The following is a 23,395-nucleotide window of genomic DNA, read 5'->3' as shown; positions in this document are numbered from 1 at the left end:
TAACTGATTTGTTTATATGTAATTAATATAAAGAATAATCGTCTGTCCTTTTTACAAAAGAAGGATCAGACTATAGTTATGCGCTCCTTCAAGTCGTAAACACCCGGTAACATGATATGTTATCGGGTGTTTTTTTGTACGATCAATTCAGAATAAACAGCGAAGGATGAGGATATGGATAAACAAAAACCAATTATTGCACTGGATTTCCCTGATAAAGAAGCAGTGGAAAATTTTCTAAAACCATTCGCAAATGAAACTTTAAATGTCAAAGTCGGCATGGAGTTGTTCTACGCAACTGGCATGGAACTTGTACACCTATTAAAAGAGGGTGGACATAGTGTATTTCTAGATTTAAAACTTCATGATATTCCTAATACAGTGAAAAGTGCGATGAAAGTACTGGCTCAAAGTGGTGTGGATATGGTGAATGTCCATGCAAGCGGCGGATTGAAAATGATGCAACAAGCAAAAGCAGGCTTAAAAGAAGGTGCATTAAATGGACAACAACCGTTACTAATCGCTGTTACTCAGCTAACATCCACATCGCAAGCGCAGATGAATGATGAGCAAAAAATTCAAGGGTTGATTCAAGAAAGTGTCCAAAATTATGCAACATTAACGCAATCAGCCGGCTTAGATGGGGTTGTTTGCTCGCCATTAGAAGCGCAATTAATCAAAGAAAATATATCAGGTGACTTCTTAACAATTACGCCGGGTATTCGCCTCACAGCTAAATCAACCGATGATCAAACGCGAATTATGACACCGAGAGATGCCGCACAAAATGGGAGCGATTATATTGTAGTAGGGCGACCGATTACACAAGCTGACAATCCTATTGAAACCTACAAATATATCTTAAACGAATGGCAAACAGGATTAAAAGAAACGAAGGAGAGGATATAAAGTGACTATGTCTGTATCACAACAAGTAGCTGAGAAATTGCTAGAAATTAAAGCAGTAAATTTAAAACCAAATCAACCATTTACTTGGGCGAGTGGTTTGAAATCACCTATCTATTGCGACAACCGCTTAATCATGAGTTTCCCAGAAACACGTGACTTTATTGAACAAGCACTAGCTGACTTAATAAAAAGTCAGTTTAAAGGAGTGGAAGTGATTGCTGGAACAGCTACAGCAGGCATTCCCCATGCAGCTTTTGTAGCAAATATACTGAACCTTCCAATGATTTACGTGCGTTCAAGTGCTAAAGAGCACGGTAAAAATAACGCCATCGAAGGTTACCTTAAACCAGGTAGTAAAGTCGTCATGGTTGAAGATTTAATTAGTACGGGTGGAAGTGTACTGGATGCGGCATCTAAAGTGGAACAAGCAGGCGGAGAAGTGATTGGTTGCGCAGCGATCTTCAATTACTTACTTGAAAGTGGTCAAAAAGCCTTTGACGATGTGGCTTTCCCGTTAGCAACATTAACCAACTACCGAGAATTAGTTGAACATGCTGTGAGCGATCCGGAGTTAAAAGCTTATTACGATACACTTGTTGAGTGGTATAAAGACCCAGTAAAATGGTCAAACCAATTCTAATAAGAAGAAATACAATTGACTCTTGAGTCACGATCATTATTTTAATAAAGAATGCCGAGAGCATTCATTAAAGGAGACTATACAATATGGAAAACTTAAATAAATCACAACGCAACGCGTTATTATCAGCCATCGTCGCTTCAGGAACGGATGACTTAAATGTCATGTTTCTAGCTTTTTCGATGTCTACAATTATCTCACAACTAGGCATTTCAGGTACACAAGCAGGTTGGATCGCAACGATTACGAACTTCGGAATGTTGTTTGGTGGAATTCTATTCGGAATACTAGCGGACCGCTACAGTAAATTCAAAGTATTCAAATGGACAATTTTAATCTTTTCGATTGCAACAGGTTTAATCTTCTTTACAGATAATATTTACTACTTATACGTTATGCGTTTTATCGCAGGGATTGGTGTAGGAGGAGAGTATGGTGTAGCCATTTCGATTATGGCAGGGCTTGTTCCAAGAGAGAAGATGGGACGAATTAGTTCGCTCAACGGGATTGTGGGACAAATTGGTTCAATCACGTCAGCTTTATTAGCGGGTCTGATTACTCCGATATTTGGCTGGAGAGGCTTATTCTTATTCGGTCTACTACCTATCTTGATCGTTTTCTGGGTGAGTCGTACAGTTAACGAAGAAGAATTACACATTGAAAGCAATTCCGATAGTGAGAATAAAAGTAAACAAGGAAGCATTCGAGACTTATTCAAAGACCGTCAAACGTCATATCAAACAATCGTCTTAATGGTTATGACGACGGTACAAATTGCCGGTTACTTTGGAATGATGAACTGGTTACCCACAATGATGCAACAAAACATTGGCGTAAGTGTCAGTGGATCATCAACATGGATGATTGCAACGATTATCGGAATGTGTATCGGTATGTTCGTTTTCGGTCAAATCTTAGACCGTATTGGCCCACGTTTAGCGTATGGAATGTTTTTACTGAGTTCAGCTGTATCAGTATACTTATTCACTTTTGCCAATAGCTCAGCGTCAATATTAATTGGTGGAGCAATCGTCGGATTCTTTGTGAACGGGATGTTTGCTGGGTACGGCGCTGTTATTACACGCTTATACTCTTACAAAATTAGTGCCATCGCTAACAATACTATTCTGAACGTAGGACGTGCTGTAGGTGGATTCTCATCAGTGATTATTGGATATATTCTAGATATGTCTGGAGTTCCTTTAGTCATGCTATTCTTAAGTGGATTGTATATTATCAGTTTCGTCTTTATGATTACACTCCCTCAATTAAAAGCAGATAATTATCGTACAATTAATCATGATAAATCTGAGAGTGATCCAGTTGAAGCAAAGATAAAGTATAATGATAAATTAGTTGAAGCATAAATTGAATTCAGAAGTCCGCCTTGACAGGTGGACTTTTTTTCAATAAAAGTAAAGTATCAGCGAATACAAAGTCCCCTAAAGCAGGAATTTTGTTATTTACTAGCAATAGCGCGGTTTTTGGAGTATAATAAACGTATAAAATAACATTATAGGGGGAATTTTAAGTATGACTCGTTTAGTAAGTATGACAGATATGTTAAACAAAGCAAAAGAAGAAGGGTACGCTGTAGGACAATTCAACATTAACAACCTTGAGTGGACTCAAGCAGTATTAACAGCTGCAAAAGAAAATAACTCTCCGGCTATTTTAGGTGTATCAGAAGGTGCAGCTAAATATATGGGTGGTACTAAAGTAGTAGCAGCAATGGTTAACGCTTTAATGGAAACAATGGACATTACAGTACCAGTTGCTCTACACTTAGACCACGGATCTTCATTTGACACATGTAAAGACGCAATTGACGCTGGTTTCTCATCAGTAATGATTGACGGATCTCATCACCCAATCGATGACAATATCGCAATGACTAAACAAGTTGTTGAATATGCTCACGAGCGTGGCGCTTCAGTTGAAGGTGAAGTTGGAACTGTTGGTGGAGAAGAAGACGGTGTTGTTGGTGGAGTTTCATATGCTGACTTAGCTGAATGTGTACGTATCGTTCAAGAAGCTAAAGTTGATGCATTAGCAGCTGCTTTAGGATCAGTTCACGGAACTTACGATGGTGAGCCTCAATTAGGTTTCAAAGAGATGGAAGAAATCTCTGAAGCTACAGGTACTCCATTAGTATTACATGGTGGATCAGGAATTCCAGAGCACCAAGTTAAAAAAGCAATTGGCTTTGGACATGCTAAGATTAACGTTAACACTGAATTGCAACAACAATGGACGAAAGCTGTTCGTGAAAAATTAAACACGGATGATAAAGTTTATGATCCACGTAAAGTAATCGCACCTGGTAAAGATGCAATTACTGCGACAACTAAAGAAACAATGGATATGTTTGGTTCAACGAACAAAGCTTAATTAATCATTCCCATCGATTAAATATGTACGTTTAAAATAACCGTTCTAATGGAGTTTATCTCTGTTAAAACGGTTTTTTTATTTGACTAATGAATGGAATTTGCCCTTGCCACTCCAATAGGCAGAGTGTCGTAATTAAGTCTCAAGTGCTTCTCACTGGAATTAAGCGATTAACCCCAAATAAAAACACTGTCTTGAAGACAGTGCTTAGATTACTTAGTAACCAGGTTTTGTTGGATGTTTATCAATAACAAATTGGTTGTTTGCTAAAGCTTTTTTACCCGATTCACTCAAACGCGTACCTCGAACATCAAAATACTCGCCTAATTCTTCATCAGAGTAATGTTTTTTAACTTCTTCGACAAGATCCGTTTTATTTAATTTAGAATAGCCTTTTACTTGTTTAAGTTTTAATAAACTTTTTAGTAGTGCGGCTGTAACGTGATCCATCGATTCATAGGCCGATTCCTCAATGACGTAACCTTCAATGATTAAGTCTGTTAATGATTGATGCGCATGAATACCGTAATCATACTCGAAGTATTTTGGCATAACTGATTCATTTGTGAACGTACCCAAAGAAATACGCCACAAAAGAATGATATCTCCAGGAAGTAAGCCTTCGTGAGTACGTTGCATATTACGTAGAGGTACGCGAGTTTCACTCGTTAAGCTTAAGTCGCGAATCCACTTTTTGAGATTACGCTCGGGCGAGATATAAGGCAATTCAGGATAGCCTTCATAAATGACTTCTATTTGTTTAATTTCTTCCTCTGTTCCATTGATTGGATAATTAATTTTCATAATAACCTCCTAAGATATTAAAAAATAAGCAATAAGCGAATATAATAATAAATGCACGGGATAGAACCAATAGAATGCTTTGGAGCTAAGACTTCCCTTTAATCCATTATAAAAATAGGTGATGATAAACGCTGGCATCGCAAACCAACTTCCGATAAAGGCAAAGGCACCAAGCAGTGATTGGAATAAGCGGAAATCACGGAGCACGTATAGAATAATAAGCACCGATACACCGAGTGATGAATAGTCAGTGTTTAATACGGTTACGATGATTAAGGATAAAGCCACACCGATTAATCGGTAAAATAGATTATCGAAGTGTTTAATACACCATATCGCAATCAAACCAAAGAGTAGAGTGAACATCACGTTTTGACCTGAAAAATCAAAAAAAGTATGTGATCTCGCTAAATCAAACGGAATTTCTGAGATGAGAGCGAATATCCCAAGACGCATCATGTATTTTTTCACATCGCTCGTATGTTTAAATCCTTCAACAATTAAAAAACAAAATAAAGGGAAGGCTAAACGCCCAATTGAACGGCTTGTCGTATATACGGTGCTCCATGTGTCGATATGCGCTTGTCCATTACCTGCTTGTAGCCAAGGTAAAAGAACGAATGCACCTAAATGGTCAATCATCATTGAAACCATCGCGATGATCTTTATTGTCGCACTATTTATGAATGTTGTTTGAGGCTTATTTAAAGCTTCCATAAATAAATTATCCTTTCCGAGTCAGTTCATTAGTTTTGACATATAACTATTACATAACAGTAATTAAGTTATGGTATTGTATAGACAATCTTTTTCTAAGTAAAAATCGAATTATATATATTTTAACAAGAAAAAAACGTATATAGTAGTCCTTTCTTTAAAGGGCGTGAAGCTTATGTTAGAATCATAGATGTTTATAGAGTGAATTGACCAAACAAGAGTGTTAATTAATATGAATCATTGTGATATACTCTTACTATATAAATTTTAAGGAGAATTAAGCCGTGGCACAGTCTTCCCCAAAAATAGATAAAACTCAAGTGGCGCTAATTGATCATATGTTGGAATATCGTCAATACCGCCCATTATTAACATACTTGAAAGAAAAAACCGCACTGAAAGAACCATACCTACTACACTCAATTCAGCTTGCTCAAGCGTTTATCGATGTAAACATTCGAGAGATTGAGCACCTTGCCCCAAAAGTAGAGCGACACTATTTACTCAAACCAACATTTCTAGAGCGTCGTGCTTATAGCTATTCACATTATATGAATATCCAATTTGAACGACGGGAATATATGGACTATTTTCGTGCGCTCAGTCCGTTATTGGTTGATTTGTTGCGTTTAATTATTGAGCATGATTTTATGCCAGAATTAAATGAATACATCGAACCGATAGTGAAAGAAAATGCTGAGGGTAAACCTATCTATCGTGGTCTACAATGGAAGCAGTCTGTTATCGAAAGCAAGAAGAATATGGTTTTTGAGACGTTTAATAAATACTACGGCGATCGCTTTAACTACAAGCATTATGTGAGTTCGAGTCATTTACTCAAACTGATTGATGATCATAGTAAAAATGATGAAGTCAGAGCTAAATCAGTTTCTTTACGACATATTGAAAAGTATGTTCGAAATATTGTTGCTCATGAAGTTATTTATGTGAGTGATGAATTAGTAGAGCGCAGAACGGGTATGTCAATGAAGCAAATTCATCGTCTACTCCAAGAAGCATTACTATTAGCTGATCTTAATGACAAACGTCAATGGGCGATTTTGAATGAATTAAATAAAGCAATTAAAAATAACATACAGGATATTATGAATTAAGGAGATAATCATGAAAAAATTAGTTATTCGTGGAGGAAAGCCTCTTAACGGGGAAATTACAATCAATGGTGCAAAGAACAGTACGGTGGCTTTAATACCAGCCGCAATTATTGCTGATTCACCCGTTGTATTAGAGGGAGTTCCTGACATTCAAGATGTTCATTCTTTACTTGAAATCCTTGCTGACTTTAATGTAAAGACTGAATTTAAAGATAATACACTAATGATTGACCCAACAAATATGGTGTCAATTCCTATGCCAACAGGTAAGATCCAAAGTTTACGTGCATCGTATTACTTTATGGGAGCAACATTATCTAAATTTGGTGAAGGTGTTATCGGTTTACCTGGTGGTTGTTTCTTAGGGCCTCGTCCAATTGACCAACATATTAAAGCGTTCCGTTCGTTAGGAGCAAATGTTGAAGATGAATTTGGTGTGATTACATTATCAACGCCAAATGGTTTAGAAGGATCACGTATCTACATGGACGTTGTTTCAGTTGGAGCAACAATTAATGCAATCCTTGCTTCAGTACGTGCAAAGGGTAAGACAATTATCGAAAATGCTGCGCGTGAACCAGAAATTATTGATGTTGTTACATTGCTGAACAAGATGGGAGCGAATATCCGTGGTGCTGGAACGAGCATTATCCGTATCGAAGGTGTTGATGAGATTCACGGAACAAACCATACAATTATTCCTGACCGTATTGAAGCAGGGACATATATCACTGCTGCGGTAGCGATGGGTGAGAATGTTCGTGTGACGAATGTTATCTACGAGCATATCGAAAGTTATATTGCTAAATTAGATGAGATGGGCGCTATGATGGAGATTGGTGAAGATTCAATCGATATTAAAAAATCAGATAATTTAAACATGGTGAATATTAAAACATTACCGTATCCTGGTTTTGCGACAGACTTACAACAACCATTTACACCATTACTTCTAAAAGCAATTGGTGAAGGAACAATCATGGACACAATTTATCCACAACGTGTTAAACATATTCCAGAATTAAACCGTATGGGGGCCAACATCAAAGTAGATGGCGACATTATTCGTATTAGTGGACCGTTGAAACTTTCAGGTGCACCTGTTCGTGCAAGCGATTTACGTGCCGGAGCTTGTCTAGTTATCGCTGCTTTAATTGCTGACGGTGAAACTGAGATTTCTGGAGTAGAAAATATCTTAAGAGGTTATACAGATATCGTAGGTAAACTCCGTGCTATTGGTGCAGATATTGAAATGATTGAAGACGATTCAATCGAAGAATAAGTCACGCAATGTTACTAATATTTGGGCAGAATGGATTTAAGTTCTGCCCAAATTTATTTTTATATTTACTTTTAGTCTCCATACTTACCCACTTAGTTATCTCCCCTAGTGAATTCAAGCAAAGAAAAGGAACTGATAAAATGACAGATGCATTTTCATTACCGACATTATTAAATAAAGATGTAAAAGAATTATATGGCTACGCGCGTGAACTGAAAATTCCTAATTATAGTGAATTAAGTAAAAAAGAGCTCGCTTTAGCTATTATGCGAACACAAGAAGAAAAACAAGGCTTCTTCCAAGTTGAAGGAGTTTTAGATATTTTACCCGGCGATGGTTTCGGGTTTCTACGTCCAATTAACTATTCCCCTAGTCAAGAAGATATTTACATATCAAATTCACAGATTCGTCGATTTGATTTAAGGAACGGGGATAAAGTGGCTGGACCAGCCCGTCCGCCAAAATCAAATGAACGTTATTACGGCTTGATGCAAATCTCGACTGTTAACGGTAAAGATCCAGAAGAAGCTAAGCAACGTGACCACTTCCCTAGTTTAACGCCTCTATATCCAGAGGAACAAATTAAATTAGAGTATAAGCAAAATGCCATCAGTAATCGTTTAATCGATGTGTTTTCACCGATTGGTTTTGGTCAAAGGGGCTTAATCGTCTCGCCTCCTAAAGCAGGAAAGACTTCAACGCTGAAAAGCATTGCGAACGGTGTTTCAGAAAATTATCCCGATGCTGAATTAATTGTGATGTTAATTGATGAGCGTCCAGAAGAAGTAACGGATATTGAACGAAGTGTTAAAGGTGAAGTTGTGTCATCAACTTTTGATCAAAAACCAGAGAACCATATTCGAATTGCAGAACTTGTGTTAGACCGTGCGATGCGCCTTGTTGAAGATGGACGTGATGTTGTTATCTTAATGGATAGTATTACGCGTCTGGCTCGTGCTTACAACTTAGTTGTAAAACCAAGTGGCCGTACGTTAAGTGGGGGATTAGACCCAGCATCATTTTACTTCCCAAAACGTTTCTTCGGAGCTGCGCGTAATATCGAAGACGGTGGTTCATTAACAATTTTAGCGACTGCTTTAGTTGATACAGGTAGCCGTATGGATGATTTAATCTATGAAGAGTTCAAAGGGACAGGTAATATGGAAATTCATTTATCGCGTCAACTTGCAGAACGTCGTATCTTCCCAGCGATTGACATTCAGCGTTCGGGTACACGTAAAGAGGAGTTATTAATTCCAGAATCAGAATTAGATAAGATTTGGAAGTTCCGTAAGATGATGGTAGGCAACTCACTAGAGTATACAGATCAATTAATTGGTGTGTTGCGCCATACGGATAATAATGAAGAATTCTTAGGGCAAATTGAAAAATTAGTCCAAAAATAAAATATTTGAAACAAGTAGGCGACATCATGAAAGTGATGTCGTTTTTTATGTGGGATAAATGGATTATTTCGAGGAATGGAAGCAGTTGTTCCAGTTATCTTTTATTAAATTGACTGATAGTCGAATTTAGATAAGAATAGAAGTGACATAAATGTTAAAGAGGTGCAAGATGAATGAGATAATAAAGAAACTTCAAGAAGCTTATCCTATGGGTTCAATAATCGATATAGAAAGATTAGCAAGCGGGAATAGTTCGCAAGCCCAACTCGTGAAGACACAAGAGCGACATTATATTTTGAGACAGTTAATGTCAAATGACCAAGCTGAAGCGGAGTATGAAGTGACACGGAGGTTAGCGGGTACTCATATTTCGCCTGAGATATTACTAACAAAAAATGGGGAACCGTGTATACAAGTAGGTAAATACGTTTATAACTTACAAGTATTTCTTCCAAACGAAGTCAATCATGATCAAGGCATAGACTATAGCTACTTAGGTAGAATCATTGGACTTTTTCATAAGCAAATATCGGATATGAATCCATCTTTAGGTCAACCTGATAGATTCAACTTGATAAAAGAGTGGACTAAGTTGCAAGAAACGAATGTGAGTTTACCTAAGCAAGTGGTTGATTTGATTAATGATGCGATTGAGAATCAACTACCAGTGACTGGTTATATTCATGGTGACTTAGGTAAGTGGAACTTGCTCTTTAACCATAATCGTATCCATATTATTGATTTTGGAGAAGTTCGTCAAGGAAATCTGCATTTTGATATTGCTGCTATCATGTTGACAACGTTTAATTGGCAACTACCAGATGTGCACTTAATCAATCAATTACGGTCATTCGCTGAAGGCTATCTACTCACCAACCAGCCTATCATTTGGTCGCAACTAATTACGTCTATCAATCTATGGATAGCGAGAGGGATTGTGGTGATTATTAATCAATTTGGACAGACAAATGATGTTGATGATTACATAAAAGCAGAGCTATCCAAACAAATTAGAATCCTACAATTGATAAATACATTAAAAAACGAGCAGTCTGTCATTTAACAGCTGCCCGTTTTTTTGTGGGTTTTATTCGGTAATTGATACAGAGACAAATTCGAATTTAGTTACATCAACTAAGCCCATATCGGTTATTTTAAGTGTGGGAATGACCGAAAGGGGCATGAAACTTAAGGTCATAATCGGGTCAACACGGTGAGAAATCTCCAGTTCCTCGTGTGCGACTTTGTTTAAAGCATCTTGTTGCTTCATGACTTCTTCAGCTGTTAAATCACTCATCAATCCACCAACGGGTAATGGGAGATCAGCGATAACTTGGCCGTCTTTAACAAGCACAACCCCGCCTTGGAGACGTTCCAGCTCTTCTACAGCGAATGCCATGTCAGAGTCATTCGTTCCAGCGACTACAACGTTATGATTATCGTGAGCAATGGATTGGGCGATAGCACCGTGTTTAATGCCGTAGTCTTTTAATAAAGCGACACAGACATTGCCTGTCAAGTGATGGCGCTCAATAACGGCGATTTTAACGACAGGAATTTCTGAATTATATTGGAAGTTCCCTTCGCTATCTCGGTCTACTTTTAAGATAGCTTCGTTGGTAATAACTTCTTGTTCTACGACTTCAATCGCACGAACGGTATTAGATTCTAAAGGTAAAGCTAAGCGCTCTTCACTGAAATCTTTATATTGTACGCTTGATTCAACCTCTTCGTAGCTTGTGCGTTCTAGTGGGATTAAGTACTCACCATCTTTAGCAACCAATTGTCCTTCAACATAAGTACGTCGAACAGTTAAATTATCGAGCGTATCGAATACGATTAGATCAGCTCGTAACCCTGGTGCAACAGCCCCGCGGTCACGAAGACGCGTAGCTTCAGCGGTGTTAAGTGTGGCCATTTGAATCGCAGTAATCGGGTTAATCCCTTCTTCAACACAAATGCGTAAACTATTATCTAGATGACCTAATTCTAATAGCGTCTTCGCTTGAACATCATCTCCTGATAAGAGGCACCGGCGGCTATTGTGAGCTGTTACGCCCTTAAGTAACATACGTAAGTTCTGAGTAACAGAACCTTCACGTAAGAAGACATACATCCCGCGACTTAGACGTTCATGCATTTCTTCTATTGATGTACATTCATGGTCATTTTCAACTCCAGCTGCTATATAAGCATTCAAATCTTTACCAGCGACCATCGGACTATGGCCGTCAATACGTTTGCCGTATTGACGAGCTACCATAATTTTATCAATCACACTATCTTCATTATTAATAATGCCCGGAAAATTCATAAATTCAGCTAATCCATCTACTTGGCCGGTGGCAAGTGGCTGAATCATATCATCAGCGGTAATAACTGCCCCTGAATTTTCCATATTTGTTGCTGGGACACAGGATGGCATCATGTACCGGATGTCAATCCCAACATCTTTTGATGCATTAATCATATAGTTTAATCCATTCATTCCCGCCACGTTAACAATCTCATGAGGATCAGCCAATGCCGTTGTTGTTCCATGTATTGCTAATAAACGCGCAAATTCTTCGGGAGTAACGTATGACGATTCAACATGAATGTGTGGTTCGATTAAGCCAGGTGCGACAATTTTACCAGCTAAATCATGCACCATTTTCCCGTCGTAATTGCCACCAATTCCCGCAATGATTCCATCCGTAATTGCAATATCTCCATCAATTAATTGACCTTGGTATACATCGACAATGCGTGCATTTTTAATAACGAGATCGGCAGTTTTTCGTCCTGCAGCGACGTCGATTAAATGTTTTAGTGATGCTTTATTCATGATATCCTCCTTTGAAAAAATAGCTTTCATCTATAATAGTAGAACATAGTTATTGCTTCCATTGTTATGCGGACAATGTGTATAGTATAGAGATGATTGTTCGTGTTTATTTAAGAGAGAGCTCTTATTTTGAGGTAACTTGTATTTCGGTTATAATACATAGTGTAAAGAAGGTTAAGACAGGTGATGAAAGATGGCGAAAAGGGATAAAACGAATGTTATGCGTGTTCTAGAGCAGAAAAAAGTTGAATACGCGGGGTATCAATGGGAAGATGTTGGCGAATTACAAGTTGCTTCACCGATTTTTAAAACGCTTGTCACACAGGGGAAATCAGGTGAACATTACGTATTTGTTATCCCAGTTACACATGAACTCAATTTGAAAAAAGCAGCAAAAGTAGTAGCAGAGAAAAATATTCAGATGATTAAAGAGAAGGATTTACTTCCATTAACAGGTTACATGCACGGAGGTTGTTCACCGATTGGAATGAAGAAGCAATTTGAAACCGTCTTGGATGAATCTGCAAGAGAGTATGACAAGATTTTATTCAGTGGCGGGAAAGTGGGCTTTTCTGTTGAAGTGAACCCTAGAGATTTAGTAGAAATGATTGATTTTAAACTCGCAGATATTAAGACAGAAAATTAAAGGAGAGATAACATGGCAGATTTTAAATATGAAATTATCGAACATTACGGACAATTAGGTGAGAACGCTAAAGGTTGGTCAAAAGAATTAACGAAAGTAAGCTGGAACGAGCGTGAACCAAAATATGATATTCGTGATTGGAGTCCAGAATACGACAAGATGGGGAAAGGACTAACCTTTACTCAAGAGGAATTAATATTACTTCGAGATGTATTAAACAAGATGGATCTCTAAAGATGATTGAGTATAATCGGAATCAATCTATTACTCACGAAGCATTACTTAACTTATATGAAAGTGTTGGTTGGAGTGCGTATACGAAAGACAATACTGATTTAACGAGTTTACTCAAAGGTGCGAGACACTATCTAGCAGCTTGGGATGATGACCGGTTAATTGGGTTGATTCGAGTTGTAGGTGACGGTGTTTATATTGCTTATATCCAAGATATACTCGTTCACCCAGATTACCACCGTCAAGGAATTGGTCGGCAATTAATGGAGCAAATGTTAAACGAGATTAGCTATGCAAAGCAAATCATACTAACAACAGAAGATACGCCCAAAACAAAAGCATTTTACCAGACGATGGGAATGGATGCTTTTACCGACTTAGGCACACTAGGTTTTTCAAAAAATGATAATTAATTAACGTAGAATAAAAAAAGATCAGCGTGGAGTTTATAATTGAAACAGCAAACCGAGGAGGACTGTTCAATGAGTAAGCGGAACAAAAAAGGAAATAATAGCACAGAAATAGGTATGGGTGTAGGTATAGCCCTCGGGGCAGTAATTGGTCTGATGATGGACAATCTTGCAATAGGGATGGCTATTGGTATAGCTCTAGGAGCGGGTATAGGCACTAGCGGTGCTTTTAATCAAGAGGAGAATGAAGGCGAGAAGGATGACGAAGAATAAGACTAAAATTATTATATAAAAAGTAAAAATAGTCTTTGCATTCAAATAACAATCGTGGTATTATACTGATGTTGCACGCAGATGCATAATAACTAACTGTGATTTAGCAAATAGATCACGGCAGAAAGGAAGTAGACATATGAAATCAGGAATTCATCCAGAATATACTCAAGTAGTATTCCGTGATACAACGACAGGTTTTGAATTTTTATCAGGTTCTACTAGAACATCAAACGAAACAGTAGAGTGGGAAGATGGAAACTCATATCCATTAATCCGTATCGAGATCTCTTCAGATTCTCATCCATTCTATACTGGACGTCAAAAATTCACGCAAGCCGATGGACGTGTGGACCGTTTCAACAAAAAATTCGGTTTCGCAGACAAGAACGCAAAACAAGAAGACTAATAGCATAGAAACGTTGTTAATACAACATTCAAGAGGTTTACTGTTCATAGCAGTAGACCTCTTTTTTGTTTAATGGCTAACTTTTGGCTAACTTTCACTCTAATTAGCTAAGAAATTAGCAAATTCTACAGCTGTTTTATCCTTCTGATCTTTGTTGATGTGGTTATAAATATCCATAGTCGTTTTATAATCTTCATGCCCAACTCTATCTTGAACTTCTTTAATTGGTGTTCCCATTTCAAAAAGAATAGATATGTGAGTGTGTCGAAGCTGATGAACAGTAATGTGTCTAAGTTTATTAATCTTGATGATTTTACTCATATAATAGTTTATAAAATCACTGTAGAGCAGCTCATTCTCTTCACTAGAAAAAACGAGTTGCTTCTTTCCTTTATCTTTAAGACCCCGCATGAACAGAGTTTTCTTTTGATCTAGTCTATGTTTTTTGAGTGCATTCATGGTGTTAGAATCAATCGAAATAATACGGTTTCCCGCTTTTGTCTTAGCTCCTTCACCTTCTACCTTATAACCTTCTTCAGTGCGCCCTACAGTCTTAGTAATGCTGATTGTGTTGTTATTAAAGTCTATATCAGTCCACAATAAGGCAAGGGCTTCCCCTTTGCGCATACCCGTAAAAGCAAGTAATTGTAATTGTGTTTTCACATTAGAATCAAAATCAGATTCTTGTACGCATGTTAAGAATGTGTTTAATTCTTGTTTAGTCCACCAATTAGGAACATATTCTGATTTTTTAGGCTTAGGACGAATGATATTCATCGCTGGATTATCTTTTATATATCCGAGATGAACACCATGCTGAAGAATACGATATGCCAAGTTCACGCTATTGTGGTACTTCACTAATTTATCACGTTGTTGATTAGCGTATTTTTGGCAGTGTGGGAGCTTAATTTTATCCACATACATATTCCCATAATAAGGCAATACGTGCTTCTGAATGACTGTTTTTTGTGTTTTAAACGTGCTTCCTTTTACAGTTGTCTTATAAAGTTCTAACCACTCATCGCACAATTCTTTGAATTTTATCTTCTTGTTAGCATTCTGTGAATATTCTTCATCTTCAAGCTGCACTTTAAATCTAGCTTCAGCAAGTTTAGCTTCTTTACGAGATTTAAAACCTCTTTTCTTAGTGATAATTTTTTTACCAGTTAGTGGGTTAGTCCCATAATAACCTGTGTACATGAACCGTTTAGATCCATCTTTTAAATAATATTCTTTAATCATTTTTTATCCCTTCCACCACCGCACACACCACATGTTTTTAGGTTGGGGGAAGACGTGATATTAGAGAACAGTAATAAAGTCTAGACTATTGCCTTCATTGAATATAGCAAACCCAGAGGGGAAGTCTAATGTTATAACAGAACCGTTTTTCAAGGTCACTTTACGTTCATTCGTTTTGATATATTCTGATAAAAACGCAAAGATTCTGCCTTGATAAAAGGAAAAGAAACTAGAATAAATTTCATTATAAAAATTGTTTTCTAAATCAGGCAAAAAGCTTTTTGTTGGATTACATTCCTCTCCCTCTTTAAGATAAAATGAAAAATAATAGTTCACTGCTAATTTTGTCTCGATATCAATAGGGAAAATTTTGTTAGCCACTATGTCATTTAAAAGATCAAATTCAAAATTGCACTTTAACCAGTATTTTTCATTATACTCAAATTCTAATTTTAATTCGTCATATTTTATACTCGAACCTGTGAGTTCGAAGTGTTTATAATCTTCACCTTCAAATAGGTAACGCATTGACACCCCAATATTTTTTGCTAACTTTTCGATCGTTTCTACACTAGGGCTTTTTCTATTATTTTCTAAATCACCTAAATACGAGCGTGATAATCCAACTTGTTTAGCAAATTCGGCTTGAGTTTTATTTTGTTCGAGCCTTATTTTCTTAATATTCTCTCCTATATTATACATATTTTCACCTCCGCTAAAGCTATTATACAAAAAAAGACGCCGATAGTAAATAACTATTGACGCCGTTAGAATCAAAGTGTATACTATAATTATTAAGACGCCGATAGAAAGAGGGTGAGGATCATGGATCGTGAAAAAATTATTCAAAACATAAGCGAATCGATGTTAATAGGGCGAAAAAGAAAAAAATGGACACAAAAACAATGTGCAGATGCTATTGGAATATCCAGAACGTATTATTCAGACATAGAAAACGGTAGAACGTTACCAAGTTTTAATGTGTTGTTAAAAATAAATCAATTGTTCCCCTTTTTTTTAATCAATAAAGACGCCGATAGTGAGAGGGTGATGTAAATGGCAGAAAAAACAGAAACAAAATATTTATTCGAATTACTATCCCCAGAAGTTGTGGCTACTATTCGTGATGTGGTTAGAGATACAAATTTTGAAACGATACAAGAGTTGAGTCGAAATATTGATCCGGGCAACAAATTCGTCAATCAAACAACATTAAAAAGTATGTTGGGTATAGGACAACAAGTTCTAGATGATATGTTAGCTAGTGGATTACCTTGCTATAAGGTGGGGCGACAATTGTTATTTAGATTAGAAGATGTAGAGGAAATTATTGTAAGTAAATATAAAATTTAAAACCGCTGCACACACCACGCAGTAAAAGGGAGAGATTATAGAATGGAAAAAGTTGTGAAAGTACAATTAAGCGAGGCAATTAGCAAAGTATCAAATGTTATGAATTTGATTGAGCTTTATCAAGTGGTAATGAATCTTGAAAGTATCGCAGACAAAGAAACAGATCCAAAATACCATATGCATGTGGTAGATGGAATTTTTGAATTAATGTTCGAAACAAATCAAACTTTATTAGATGATTTAGAAAAAGTGGCTTCAACATTATACGAGTTACGTGACGATGAAGAATAAAAAAGAACATAAAAAAAGACCATAGGAAGCGGCAACTAACTATGGCAGGGTTTGACAAGATAACCACGAGCGTAGGTATTTTGTCTTTCCCTAATTGTAACATAAATTGCAAATAATTAACAGCAAGCATACAAGAGGGAGAAAATAAAATGAAAAAAACAAATAAAATGACAGCGAACTTGTTGGCTTATGAGTTAGGTAGAGTGGTTTCTCAATTGATAGCAATAAATTATACGAATCGAAGTGTAATGCGAAAAATTCAAGATGATATATCAAATGGGCATGTTGATTCAGATGAAATAAATGCGGAACTTTTCACGCTAGAGCAACTGGAATTAATTGCTAATGACATTCTACATGACTTAGAGGACAGTACCTTTAGTTATGAAAATACACTCGATGGTGGAGATAACTAATTAATTAATTTCGTGAAGAAAGGAGGCGGTTTAGTGGAACTAATAGAAGAAATAACAGGTTATGAAGCTATTCCAGATGAAATGAAAACTTATCCTAATTGGGTAGTTTATAAAAAAGAAATTGCAACTGATTCGGCAAATAATCCGAAAGTAAATGAACATGGGGAGCCCAAGTACACAAAGGTACCCTATGACCCGAAAACAAAGCGCTTGGCTTCAAGTACAGACAAAAATACATGGGGCACTTTTGACAGTGCTTTAGCAGTTGAGACGGAGTTTGACGGTTTGGGCTTCATGTTTTCGGAATCGCCTTTCATGGGTGTGGATCTTGACGATGTTAGAGAACAAATTGCAGATTTTGAATCCGGCAATGAAAATAATATAGTTGGTGAGTTCCACAATCAACTCAAAACTTATATGGAGGTATCACCATCTGGGAACGGAATCCATTTTATCTTAAAGGGAACATTGCCAGATGGTAAGCGTAAGATTGGTGATGTTGAGATGTACGATAAAGCAAGATACTTTACGGTAACAGGAGAACAGATGGGTGATTATGACGAAATTAACCCTAATGGAACAGAAACTGTAAAATCTTTACATTCCAAGTATTTAGGCGCAGAAAATAATATAAGCAGCAACTTCAACAATCTCGAAGCGATACCTTCATATGGGAATGGATTGAGTGCGGACGAAGTAATACAAGCTTTGACTAAAGATCCACGAGCGGGTGAGTTTTTAGGTTTAATATTTACGGGAGACTATCGTTTATACGGTAATTATCCAAGTCGTTCAGAAGCAGAATTAGCCCTTGTGGGCAAGTTAGGTTTTTACTCTAACTATGACAAAAACGTTATGGATGAGATATATTCATCCACACAGTTGTGTGATTCGAAATGGGGGCGCACTAAAATTTATACACTTGGGCGTGTTATAGCAAATCGCCCAAAAAAAGGTGGCTACAACCCGAAGAATAAAGCTATAACAACGTTTAAAGAGAAAAAGGTATACCTATATCAACTCAAACAACATGCCCAACCCCCGAGGGCGACTGACTTTAAAAAAGTAGGTAAGTCTGTATTACCAGATGGTAATGGTGTTTTATGGTATTTGAAAGAATATAAATCCGGCGGAGACCCCGAAGTCCTTTTAGTAGAGAAGTATTATAACTATGAAAATATGGCTAAGCTTGTTACGGATATGGTTTATAACGAGTTTTCAGAAGTCGTTGAATACAAAAGTGGCGAAAAGAATGAATTGGTAGATGACGCCTATATATCCGAAATGTATCGCGATGTCAGCCGAATATATAAGGATATCCCACAACGAGATTTGTTTCATATCGTAAATAACATAGGTCGGGAACACAGTTACCACCCTATTAAACAATTAATTGGATCAGTGGAATGGGATAAGCAGCATAGGATTGACACTTTTTTCATTGATTATTTTGGTTTAGAGGATACTTTTTACCACAGAGAAGCTACACGAAAATGGTTTATAGGTGCTATTGCAAGGATCTATGACCCAGGAGTTAAGTTTGACATGGTACCTATTATAAGAGGTGCGCAAGGTGTGGGGAAAACAACAGCGATTGAACGATTATCTTTTGCGTTAGATTATTACTTATCTTTAAATGGGGAAAAGGTTAATGATAAAGACACCATGCAGTTATTGCGTGATAGCTGGTTAGTTGAATTAGAGGAACTAGAGTTCTTAAGCAATAATACCGATGGTTCGATTAAAAAGTTCTTTTCTTCTCGTGATGATAAATACAGAGAGCCTTATGGCAAAAGTCAGCGTAATTATAAGCGTCATAGCGTGTTTATTGGAACAGTGAACAATAAGTCATTCTTGAGAGATAAAACTGGGAATCGCCGCTATTATCCGCTTGTGATTAATGACAACTCACAAGGTAAGTATGAAGTGTTTAGTGATTTAACAAAAGATATTGTTCATCAAATATGGGCAGAAGGATTAACCTACTATAAAGCTAAAGAATCTTTAATTTGTTCGGTAGAAACAGAAAATGCCTTTGATGTTATCCGAGGAAATGCAATGGAAGAAGATGTTACCGAACAAGCTTTATTAGAATTTTTAGACTTAGAAATACCTCAAGAATATTATGAAGCCCCACTTGAGGAGAAACGACTTTATTTAACTGGTGTAGGTAATAGAAATTGGCACCAAGAACCAGCACTTAGACCAGATATAACCACACGAGAAATATTAACTGAATGCTTTGGGCGAGAAATTGACGCAGATTGGCGAGGGGATCAATCATCTAAAAAAATCAGCTCCATTATGGAGAATTTATCTGATTGGGCGAAAAGCAATAACATTATACGAATTGGTGTAGATGGTAAAACAAAAACTCAAAGAGGGTTTAAGAGAAAAGAATAAGACACGTAGACACTAAAAACACACGTGTGTGCGGACGTGTCTACCCTTGAAAACATTGATATATGGCTGTTTGTTTGAATGATAAGACACGTAGACACTAAAAGCATTAATAAACTTTTGGAAGTATAAGTATTGAAAATAATGTATATATAGTTTATGAGCCTATATGTGTCTGGTGTCTGAAATTGTGTATAAAGCTAATAGCAGCAAGGTTTTTAATGGGTAGACATGTCATACAGCACGTGTCTTAAAAGAAAAGGAGTAAGCTAATGTTAGAAAAATTAGAGAAACGAATTTTTAAGTTAGAAAAGGAAAATAAACAACTGTTTCATATAGTGAGTGAGATTAGTTATGACTTGTTTAAGGCGAACCAAAAGATTGATGAATTACAGGGTAATCTAGATTATTATCAAGGCGAAGTCGAACAGCTATGTGATTGAAGGAGGAATAGGCTAGTGCTAGAAAAATATAAGAATTTACCTATCCCATTTAGAGCAGGGTATCGTAAAGAAAAAAACGCTAGGAAATACTTTGAAGAAAATGATAGTCCGCTATTGTTTTATGAATTGACGAATGAACAACAAAAATCAGTAGTTGATTGGTGTAAGCAATTTGATCAGATAAAAGGGTTCCAACACCATGTAACCTCTTATGGAATGAAACACGATTTTGAACGAAGTCGTGGTGGATTCTATATGACAAACGGGGCATTTAAAGGAGCAATGGTTATAGCTGGCTTTAAAGTCGAAGATGAAACGGAACTTAATTGGTTTTTTAATATCTCGAAGAGAAGTTATTATAAAATGCGACAAGAAACATATGACTAGATTTTCAGTCTAAATATGAAGAGGAGTAGTGCTATGACTGAAGATGATTTAAGTCAATTATTGACTTTGTTGTCCTCTAGATATGTTGCCGTAACGAAAGTGAGTTGATTGTGTGGCTAACGAAACTATTGAAGATATTAAATCAGAGATTGAGTTATATATTACAATCGATGATCAGATTCAACAATTGACGGGACGGAAAAACAAAATCAGCCCCACCTTTTACGCCATGAACTCACTTACAGGTGGGATGCTTATTAGTAACGATGTGGAACAAATCTACCATAGAGCAGACACACCCGAACATATTGCTTTGACGCTATGGTCCAAAGATATCGCATTACAGCGAAGAATTGACCGCTTAAAGCAGAAACAGAGGTTATTCCATCAATGTATGGGTTGTGTGGACTTACCGAAACTACAGCGTGATTTACAGTTGTGCTATGTCACAGAACTGGAGCAGCAAGCTTATGAAGCGATTGGCGAAGTGGCTTATTACTTAGATGAACATCGTAAAACTGAAGAACGATTAAAAGGTTTTGGCTTGAATGAAGAACAACAGGCGCAGATGGCAGATGTTGGCAGTCAATTATTAAATCGAATAAAGGAGTTAGCATTATGAAAGATAGAATTTATGCGTGTAATCGAATTATGCGCCCTCTTAAATCCTATATCGAACGTGGCGAAAGTAATGAAAATGTATTGAACCTTGTCGGAGTATTGAATCAGTTGAATGATAACGAACTAGCTTTTGTGATGGCGAAGTATGTCACTTTAGCAACTTTCAGAGAAGATGGAAGAATGATTAATCAAGCGAGTTCTGCCGAGCTGAAAGAACACCTTAATTTAAAAGGCAAAGCATTTAGCAAGTTAGAGCATAGCGTTTATACAAAAGTTTATGAATTGTATTTTGCCGAAAGAATTGAAAAATATAATCAAGAAAATGCGGAGTTAGAGCGCAAGATAGCAGAGCGTGAAGCTGAAAAAGAACGTTGGAATCAGTTGAAAAAAGCTGTGTTAGGTGTCAATTAACGGACAAATCGAAGCAAAATTGTTGTAAATAATCAAAAATCATAGTTAGAAAGGAGCGGACAGCGATTAGTGAACTAACACATAAGCAAGAGAAATTCTTATTAGCCTTAATATCAACCCCAACCACACAGACAGCGAGCGAAAAGGCAGGTATTACTGAATCAACCGCTTATCGTTATATGAGGTTACCAGCATTTAAAGAAGCCCACCGTAAGCTGATGCGTGAATTAATGGCAACAGTTACAGGCAGGCTACAATATGAAGCCACCGCTTCTGTTAACGTATTGGCAGAATTGCGTGATAACCCAGAAACACCGCCATATTCACGAGTGGAGGCTTCTAAAATATTATTAGAAATGGCATACAAAACTTATGAATTAGATGATGTATTGCAACGAATCGAACAATTGGAGGAGAAATCTAAATGAAACAACTAGCTAAACGAGTACGTCTATTAGAAGAACGTGCTGGATATACAGGTTTAGAAGTCTATTTTATTGAATCAAAAGATTTAACCGAAGCGGAAATCGATAAAGAAGCACAACGAATAAAGGAAAATAACCCTAATGCGATGATATTCATTGACGATATAACAATGTGAGGTGAAGCAGTTGAATATTAAAGGCAGATTGAAAAAATTGGAAGAAACATTGTCCGTCATGGATCAAGACGAAAAAATAATCAATTTGGTTAATGCGTTAGATTATTACATTGAAGAAGATACAGAGGAAGCGGAAGAATTGTATCGTGAAGCAGTTAAGAACATGAAAAGGTGGTAACAGATGAACATTAAAAATAGGCTTAAAAAGCTTGAGGAAATGACGTTTACCGTTAATCAAGAGGATAAGATTATATCATTCTTAGATGCGGTAGAAGCTTATATTTCGGAAGATTCAAGCGGTGTTGTGAGTGCTGAAACAGCCCAACGTTTAGAAGATTCAGCAAGTGAGTTCAATTTTGGAAAAAACTTAATTAAAGGAGAGAAATAAAAATGGAATTAGAGAAACTGATGAAACGTGTGATTAGGTATGCAGAAGAAAGTATGCAAAATGTTGAAATTTATAATAATGCTTTTTCAGATATTAATATGAAAGAGCAAAGTCAAGATATTACACCTAAAAGAGCAGACGAAATGAGAGCCGAACTTCAAGCGAAAATTGCCGAAAAACGTGACACCGCCACACAGTCTATTGTGGAAATGCTGAATCAAGTTAGAGAATCAGAATTAAAGCGTATTGAGGGCAACCGCCAAACGGTCACGCAGGAAGTAATGAATGAATTGAGTTTGCTAAGTCAAATTGATGTGGATCATGATGAATTATTAGAGTATGCAGAAAAACACTCAAATAGCCCGCTGGTGTTAAGACGTATTGCTGATATTGCAAAGCAGAAAGAGATTCCCTTTGCTTTACCAGATAGCCAAGAAGTTAAACTTGAAAAAATATTAGACCGCATAAATGGGGATGTTGATTATATTGCCAAACAAATCAATGGCGGAGATTTAAAACTAGCAAGCGGTAAGTTAGCATTTCTAAACGATGGTACGGCTGAAAGTTATGATAGTATGCTTACTGATTATAGCGGTAGCAGTAAACTACTAAAGAATCACACTATTATTCAAGAAGCGAAGAAGCTTTCTGAATCGAACAATAACAAAGTACCCGTTAATGAAAATAATATTCCCGATGCTGATTCAGTTGTGGCTAAAATGCGCCTAGCTTTTGCAGAGTCGAAGTTAGAGAATGGTGAATGGGATTAAATAAAT

The 23,395-nt window shown here is 36.8% G+C and carries 32 protein-coding genes; 27 read left to right on the top strand and 5 right to left on the bottom strand.

Translation table 11 applies throughout. The features are described from left to right. The first annotated feature begins 174 nt into the window (after positions 1-174). The 4 genes from pyrF to fba all read left to right on the top strand — a co-directional run bounded on the left by pyrF (position 175) and on the right by fba (position 3,940). Entirely contained in the window at positions 175-909 is a 735-nt protein-coding gene (pyrF, locus tag HYQ40_08520) for an orotidine-5'-phosphate decarboxylase (GenBank protein MBZ6527823.1), read from the top strand. Positions 910-916: 7 nt separating this feature from the next. Further along, positions 917-1,549 carry an orotate phosphoribosyltransferase gene (locus tag HYQ40_08515; protein MBZ6527822.1) on the top strand — a complete coding sequence of 211 codons (633 nt, stop codon included), beginning with the start codon at positions 917-919 and terminating at the stop codon, positions 1,547-1,549. 86 nt (positions 1,550-1,635) lie between these two features. Beyond that, entirely contained in the window at positions 1,636-2,916 is a 1,281-nt protein-coding gene (locus tag HYQ40_08510; GenBank protein MBZ6527821.1) for an MFS transporter, read from the top strand. Between the two features lie 166 nt (positions 2,917-3,082). Continuing rightward, positions 3,083-3,940, top strand: coding sequence for a class II fructose-1,6-bisphosphate aldolase (gene fba / locus HYQ40_08505; protein MBZ6527820.1), 858 nt, complete (start codon positions 3,083-3,085; stop codon positions 3,938-3,940). A 216-nt stretch (positions 3,941-4,156) separates the two neighbouring features. Here the strand turns inward: fba and HYQ40_08500 are convergent, their stop codons facing one another. Both HYQ40_08500 and HYQ40_08495 read right to left on the bottom strand, forming a co-directional pair. Further along, the gene (locus tag HYQ40_08500; GenBank protein MBZ6527819.1) at positions 4,157-4,744 is read right to left on the bottom strand and encodes a hypothetical protein; all 588 of its coding nucleotides are present in this window, start codon (positions 4,742-4,744) and stop codon (positions 4,157-4,159) included. Between the two features lie 9 nt (positions 4,745-4,753). Beyond that, entirely contained in the window at positions 4,754-5,461 is a 708-nt protein-coding gene (locus tag HYQ40_08495; GenBank protein MBZ6527818.1) for a hypothetical protein, read from the bottom strand. Between the two features lie 284 nt (positions 5,462-5,745). On the opposite strand from HYQ40_08495, the gene HYQ40_08490 reads away from it, so the two are divergent. The 4 genes from HYQ40_08490 (at position 5,746) to HYQ40_08475 (ending at position 10,327) form a co-directional block, all read left to right on the top strand. Further along, positions 5,746-6,576, top strand: a complete 831-nt coding sequence (locus HYQ40_08490) for a hypothetical protein (GenBank protein ID MBZ6527817.1) — start codon at positions 5,746-5,748, stop codon at positions 6,574-6,576. Between the two features lie 10 nt (positions 6,577-6,586). Beyond that, positions 6,587-7,858, top strand: a complete 1,272-nt coding sequence (locus tag HYQ40_08485) for a UDP-N-acetylglucosamine 1-carboxyvinyltransferase (GenBank protein MBZ6527816.1) — start codon at positions 6,587-6,589, stop codon at positions 7,856-7,858. A 140-nt stretch (positions 7,859-7,998) separates the two neighbouring features. Next, the gene (gene rho / locus HYQ40_08480) at positions 7,999-9,264 is read left to right on the top strand and encodes a transcription termination factor Rho (GenBank protein MBZ6527815.1); all 1,266 of its coding nucleotides are present in this window, start codon (positions 7,999-8,001) and stop codon (positions 9,262-9,264) included. 169 nt (positions 9,265-9,433) lie between these two features. After that, complete coding sequence (locus tag HYQ40_08475; protein ID MBZ6527814.1) at positions 9,434-10,327, top strand: phosphotransferase; 894 nt, start codon at positions 9,434-9,436, stop codon at positions 10,325-10,327. A 24-nt stretch (positions 10,328-10,351) separates the two neighbouring features. On the opposite strand, the gene ade is transcribed toward HYQ40_08475, so the two are convergent. Next, on the bottom strand, positions 10,352-12,091 hold the full coding sequence (ade, locus tag HYQ40_08470; protein MBZ6527813.1) for an adenine deaminase: 1,740 nt from the start codon (positions 12,089-12,091) through the stop codon (positions 10,352-10,354). Between the two features lie 193 nt (positions 12,092-12,284). Here ade and HYQ40_08465 point away from each other — a divergent pair, with 193 nt between their 5' ends. The 5 genes from HYQ40_08465 to HYQ40_08445 all read left to right on the top strand — a co-directional run bounded on the left by HYQ40_08465 (position 12,285) and on the right by HYQ40_08445 (position 14,063). After that, a complete protein-coding gene (locus HYQ40_08465) occupies positions 12,285-12,737 on the top strand; it encodes an aminoacyl-tRNA deacylase (protein MBZ6527812.1) in 453 nt (150 codons plus the stop codon). Between the two features lie 12 nt (positions 12,738-12,749). Further along, positions 12,750-12,971 (top strand): hypothetical protein, encoded by a 222-nt coding sequence (locus tag HYQ40_08460; protein ID MBZ6527811.1) that lies wholly within the window; start codon positions 12,750-12,752, stop codon positions 12,969-12,971. Positions 12,972-12,973: 2 nt separating this feature from the next. Beyond that, on the top strand, positions 12,974-13,384 hold the full coding sequence (locus HYQ40_08455; GenBank protein MBZ6527810.1) for a GNAT family N-acetyltransferase: 411 nt from the start codon (positions 12,974-12,976) through the stop codon (positions 13,382-13,384). Positions 13,385-13,453: 69 nt separating this feature from the next. Next, on the top strand, positions 13,454-13,654 hold the full coding sequence (locus HYQ40_08450; protein MBZ6527809.1) for a hypothetical protein: 201 nt from the start codon (positions 13,454-13,456) through the stop codon (positions 13,652-13,654). A 139-nt stretch (positions 13,655-13,793) separates the two neighbouring features. Next, complete coding sequence (locus HYQ40_08445) at positions 13,794-14,063, top strand: type B 50S ribosomal protein L31 (GenBank protein MBZ6527808.1); 270 nt, start codon at positions 13,794-13,796, stop codon at positions 14,061-14,063. A 99-nt stretch (positions 14,064-14,162) separates the two neighbouring features. Here the strand turns inward: HYQ40_08445 and HYQ40_08440 are convergent, their stop codons facing one another. Further along, positions 14,163-15,308, bottom strand: a complete 1,146-nt coding sequence (locus HYQ40_08440) for a site-specific integrase (protein MBZ6527807.1) — start codon at positions 15,306-15,308, stop codon at positions 14,163-14,165. Between the two features lie 60 nt (positions 15,309-15,368). Further along, positions 15,369-16,010 carry a helix-turn-helix transcriptional regulator gene (locus tag HYQ40_08435; GenBank protein MBZ6527806.1) on the bottom strand — a complete coding sequence of 214 codons (642 nt, stop codon included), beginning with the start codon at positions 16,008-16,010 and terminating at the stop codon, positions 15,369-15,371. Between the two features lie 123 nt (positions 16,011-16,133). On the opposite strand from HYQ40_08435, the gene HYQ40_08430 reads away from it, so the two are divergent. The 14 genes from HYQ40_08430 to HYQ40_08365 all read left to right on the top strand — a co-directional run bounded on the left by HYQ40_08430 (position 16,134) and on the right by HYQ40_08365 (position 23,389). Next, complete coding sequence (locus tag HYQ40_08430) at positions 16,134-16,364, top strand: helix-turn-helix transcriptional regulator (protein ID MBZ6527805.1); 231 nt, start codon at positions 16,134-16,136, stop codon at positions 16,362-16,364. Next, positions 16,365-16,661, top strand: coding sequence for a helix-turn-helix domain-containing protein (locus HYQ40_08425; GenBank protein ID MBZ6527804.1), 297 nt, complete (start codon positions 16,365-16,367; stop codon positions 16,659-16,661). 42 nt (positions 16,662-16,703) lie between these two features. Next, a complete protein-coding gene (locus HYQ40_08420; protein MBZ6527803.1) occupies positions 16,704-16,952 on the top strand; it encodes a hypothetical protein in 249 nt (82 codons plus the stop codon). A 149-nt stretch (positions 16,953-17,101) separates the two neighbouring features. Further along, positions 17,102-17,368, top strand: a complete 267-nt coding sequence (locus HYQ40_08415) for a hypothetical protein (GenBank protein MBZ6527802.1) — start codon at positions 17,102-17,104, stop codon at positions 17,366-17,368. 33 nt (positions 17,369-17,401) lie between these two features. Then, positions 17,402-19,771 carry a hypothetical protein gene (locus tag HYQ40_08410; GenBank protein MBZ6527801.1) on the top strand — a complete coding sequence of 790 codons (2,370 nt, stop codon included), beginning with the start codon at positions 17,402-17,404 and terminating at the stop codon, positions 19,769-19,771. Between the two features lie 269 nt (positions 19,772-20,040). After that, entirely contained in the window at positions 20,041-20,211 is a 171-nt protein-coding gene (locus HYQ40_08405; GenBank protein MBZ6527800.1) for a hypothetical protein, read from the top strand. Between the two features lie 15 nt (positions 20,212-20,226). Beyond that, a complete protein-coding gene (locus HYQ40_08400) occupies positions 20,227-20,598 on the top strand; it encodes a hypothetical protein (protein ID MBZ6527799.1) in 372 nt (123 codons plus the stop codon). A 112-nt stretch (positions 20,599-20,710) separates the two neighbouring features. Beyond that, positions 20,711-21,220 (top strand): hypothetical protein, encoded by a 510-nt coding sequence (locus tag HYQ40_08395; protein MBZ6527798.1) that lies wholly within the window; start codon positions 20,711-20,713, stop codon positions 21,218-21,220. After that, the gene (locus tag HYQ40_08390; protein ID MBZ6527797.1) at positions 21,217-21,630 is read left to right on the top strand and encodes a hypothetical protein; all 414 of its coding nucleotides are present in this window, start codon (positions 21,217-21,219) and stop codon (positions 21,628-21,630) included. Before HYQ40_08395 ends, HYQ40_08390 begins: the two co-directional genes overlap by 4 nt. 218 nt (positions 21,631-21,848) lie before the next feature. Beyond that, a complete protein-coding gene (locus HYQ40_08385) occupies positions 21,849-22,058 on the top strand; it encodes a hypothetical protein (GenBank protein ID MBZ6527796.1) in 210 nt (69 codons plus the stop codon). Continuing rightward, positions 22,055-22,231, top strand: a complete 177-nt coding sequence (locus tag HYQ40_08380) for a hypothetical protein (protein MBZ6527795.1) — start codon at positions 22,055-22,057, stop codon at positions 22,229-22,231. The genes HYQ40_08385 and HYQ40_08380 overlap by 4 nt, the downstream gene beginning before the upstream one ends. 10 nt (positions 22,232-22,241) lie before the next feature. Next, the gene (locus HYQ40_08375) at positions 22,242-22,409 is read left to right on the top strand and encodes a hypothetical protein (GenBank protein ID MBZ6527794.1); all 168 of its coding nucleotides are present in this window, start codon (positions 22,242-22,244) and stop codon (positions 22,407-22,409) included. A gap of 3 nt (positions 22,410-22,412) precedes the next feature. After that, entirely contained in the window at positions 22,413-22,619 is a 207-nt protein-coding gene (locus tag HYQ40_08370; protein ID MBZ6527793.1) for a hypothetical protein, read from the top strand. 2 nt (positions 22,620-22,621) lie between these two features. Continuing rightward, on the top strand, positions 22,622-23,389 hold the full coding sequence (locus HYQ40_08365) for a hypothetical protein (protein MBZ6527792.1): 768 nt from the start codon (positions 22,622-22,624) through the stop codon (positions 23,387-23,389). The last annotated feature ends 6 nt before the right edge of the window (positions 23,390-23,395 follow it).

The organism is Aerococcaceae bacterium DSM 111021 (assembly GCA_020112395.1).
Lineage (GTDB): Bacteria > Bacillota > Bacilli > Lactobacillales > Aerococcaceae > Ruoffia.
The sequence above is the reverse complement of the archived record's forward strand: the minus strand, read 5'-3'. Positions and strand labels throughout refer to the sequence as shown.

Coding starts and splice junctions, on each gene's coding strand:
- pyrF (MBZ6527823.1), top strand. CDS start 175: ATGGATAAACAAAAACCAATTATTGCACTGGATTTCCCTGATAAAGAA.
- HYQ40_08515 (MBZ6527822.1), top strand. CDS start 917: ATGTCTGTATCACAACAAGTAGCTGAGAAATTGCTAGAAATTAAAGCA.
- HYQ40_08510 (MBZ6527821.1), top strand. CDS start 1,636: ATGGAAAACTTAAATAAATCACAACGCAACGCGTTATTATCAGCCATC.
- fba (MBZ6527820.1), top strand. CDS start 3,083: ATGACTCGTTTAGTAAGTATGACAGATATGTTAAACAAAGCAAAAGAA.
- HYQ40_08500 (MBZ6527819.1), bottom strand. CDS start 4,744: ATGAAAATTAATTATCCAATCAATGGAACAGAGGAAGAAATTAAACAA.
- HYQ40_08495 (MBZ6527818.1), bottom strand. CDS start 5,461: ATGGAAGCTTTAAATAAGCCTCAAACAACATTCATAAATAGTGCGACA.
- HYQ40_08485 (MBZ6527816.1), top strand. CDS start 6,587: ATGAAAAAATTAGTTATTCGTGGAGGAAAGCCTCTTAACGGGGAAATT.
- rho (MBZ6527815.1), top strand. CDS start 7,999: ATGACAGATGCATTTTCATTACCGACATTATTAAATAAAGATGTAAAA.
- HYQ40_08475 (MBZ6527814.1), top strand. CDS start 9,434: ATGAATGAGATAATAAAGAAACTTCAAGAAGCTTATCCTATGGGTTCA.
- ade (MBZ6527813.1), bottom strand. CDS start 12,091: ATGAATAAAGCATCACTAAAACATTTAATCGACGTCGCTGCAGGACGA.
- HYQ40_08465 (MBZ6527812.1), top strand. CDS start 12,285: ATGGCGAAAAGGGATAAAACGAATGTTATGCGTGTTCTAGAGCAGAAA.
- HYQ40_08460 (MBZ6527811.1), top strand. CDS start 12,750: ATGGCAGATTTTAAATATGAAATTATCGAACATTACGGACAATTAGGT.
- HYQ40_08455 (MBZ6527810.1), top strand. CDS start 12,974: ATGATTGAGTATAATCGGAATCAATCTATTACTCACGAAGCATTACTT.
- HYQ40_08450 (MBZ6527809.1), top strand. CDS start 13,454: ATGAGTAAGCGGAACAAAAAAGGAAATAATAGCACAGAAATAGGTATG.
- HYQ40_08445 (MBZ6527808.1), top strand. CDS start 13,794: ATGAAATCAGGAATTCATCCAGAATATACTCAAGTAGTATTCCGTGAT.
- HYQ40_08440 (MBZ6527807.1), bottom strand. CDS start 15,308: ATGATTAAAGAATATTATTTAAAAGATGGATCTAAACGGTTCATGTAC.
- HYQ40_08435 (MBZ6527806.1), bottom strand. CDS start 16,010: ATGTATAATATAGGAGAGAATATTAAGAAAATAAGGCTCGAACAAAAT.
- HYQ40_08430 (MBZ6527805.1), top strand. CDS start 16,134: ATGGATCGTGAAAAAATTATTCAAAACATAAGCGAATCGATGTTAATA.
- HYQ40_08425 (MBZ6527804.1), top strand. CDS start 16,365: ATGGCAGAAAAAACAGAAACAAAATATTTATTCGAATTACTATCCCCA.
- HYQ40_08420 (MBZ6527803.1), top strand. CDS start 16,704: ATGGAAAAAGTTGTGAAAGTACAATTAAGCGAGGCAATTAGCAAAGTA.
- HYQ40_08415 (MBZ6527802.1), top strand. CDS start 17,102: ATGAAAAAAACAAATAAAATGACAGCGAACTTGTTGGCTTATGAGTTA.
- HYQ40_08405 (MBZ6527800.1), top strand. CDS start 20,041: ATGTTAGAAAAATTAGAGAAACGAATTTTTAAGTTAGAAAAGGAAAAT.
- HYQ40_08390 (MBZ6527797.1), top strand. CDS start 21,217: ATGAAAGATAGAATTTATGCGTGTAATCGAATTATGCGCCCTCTTAAA.
- HYQ40_08385 (MBZ6527796.1), top strand. CDS start 21,849: ATGCGTGAATTAATGGCAACAGTTACAGGCAGGCTACAATATGAAGCC.
- HYQ40_08380 (MBZ6527795.1), top strand. CDS start 22,055: ATGAAACAACTAGCTAAACGAGTACGTCTATTAGAAGAACGTGCTGGA.
- HYQ40_08370 (MBZ6527793.1), top strand. CDS start 22,413: ATGAACATTAAAAATAGGCTTAAAAAGCTTGAGGAAATGACGTTTACC.
- HYQ40_08365 (MBZ6527792.1), top strand. CDS start 22,622: ATGGAATTAGAGAAACTGATGAAACGTGTGATTAGGTATGCAGAAGAA.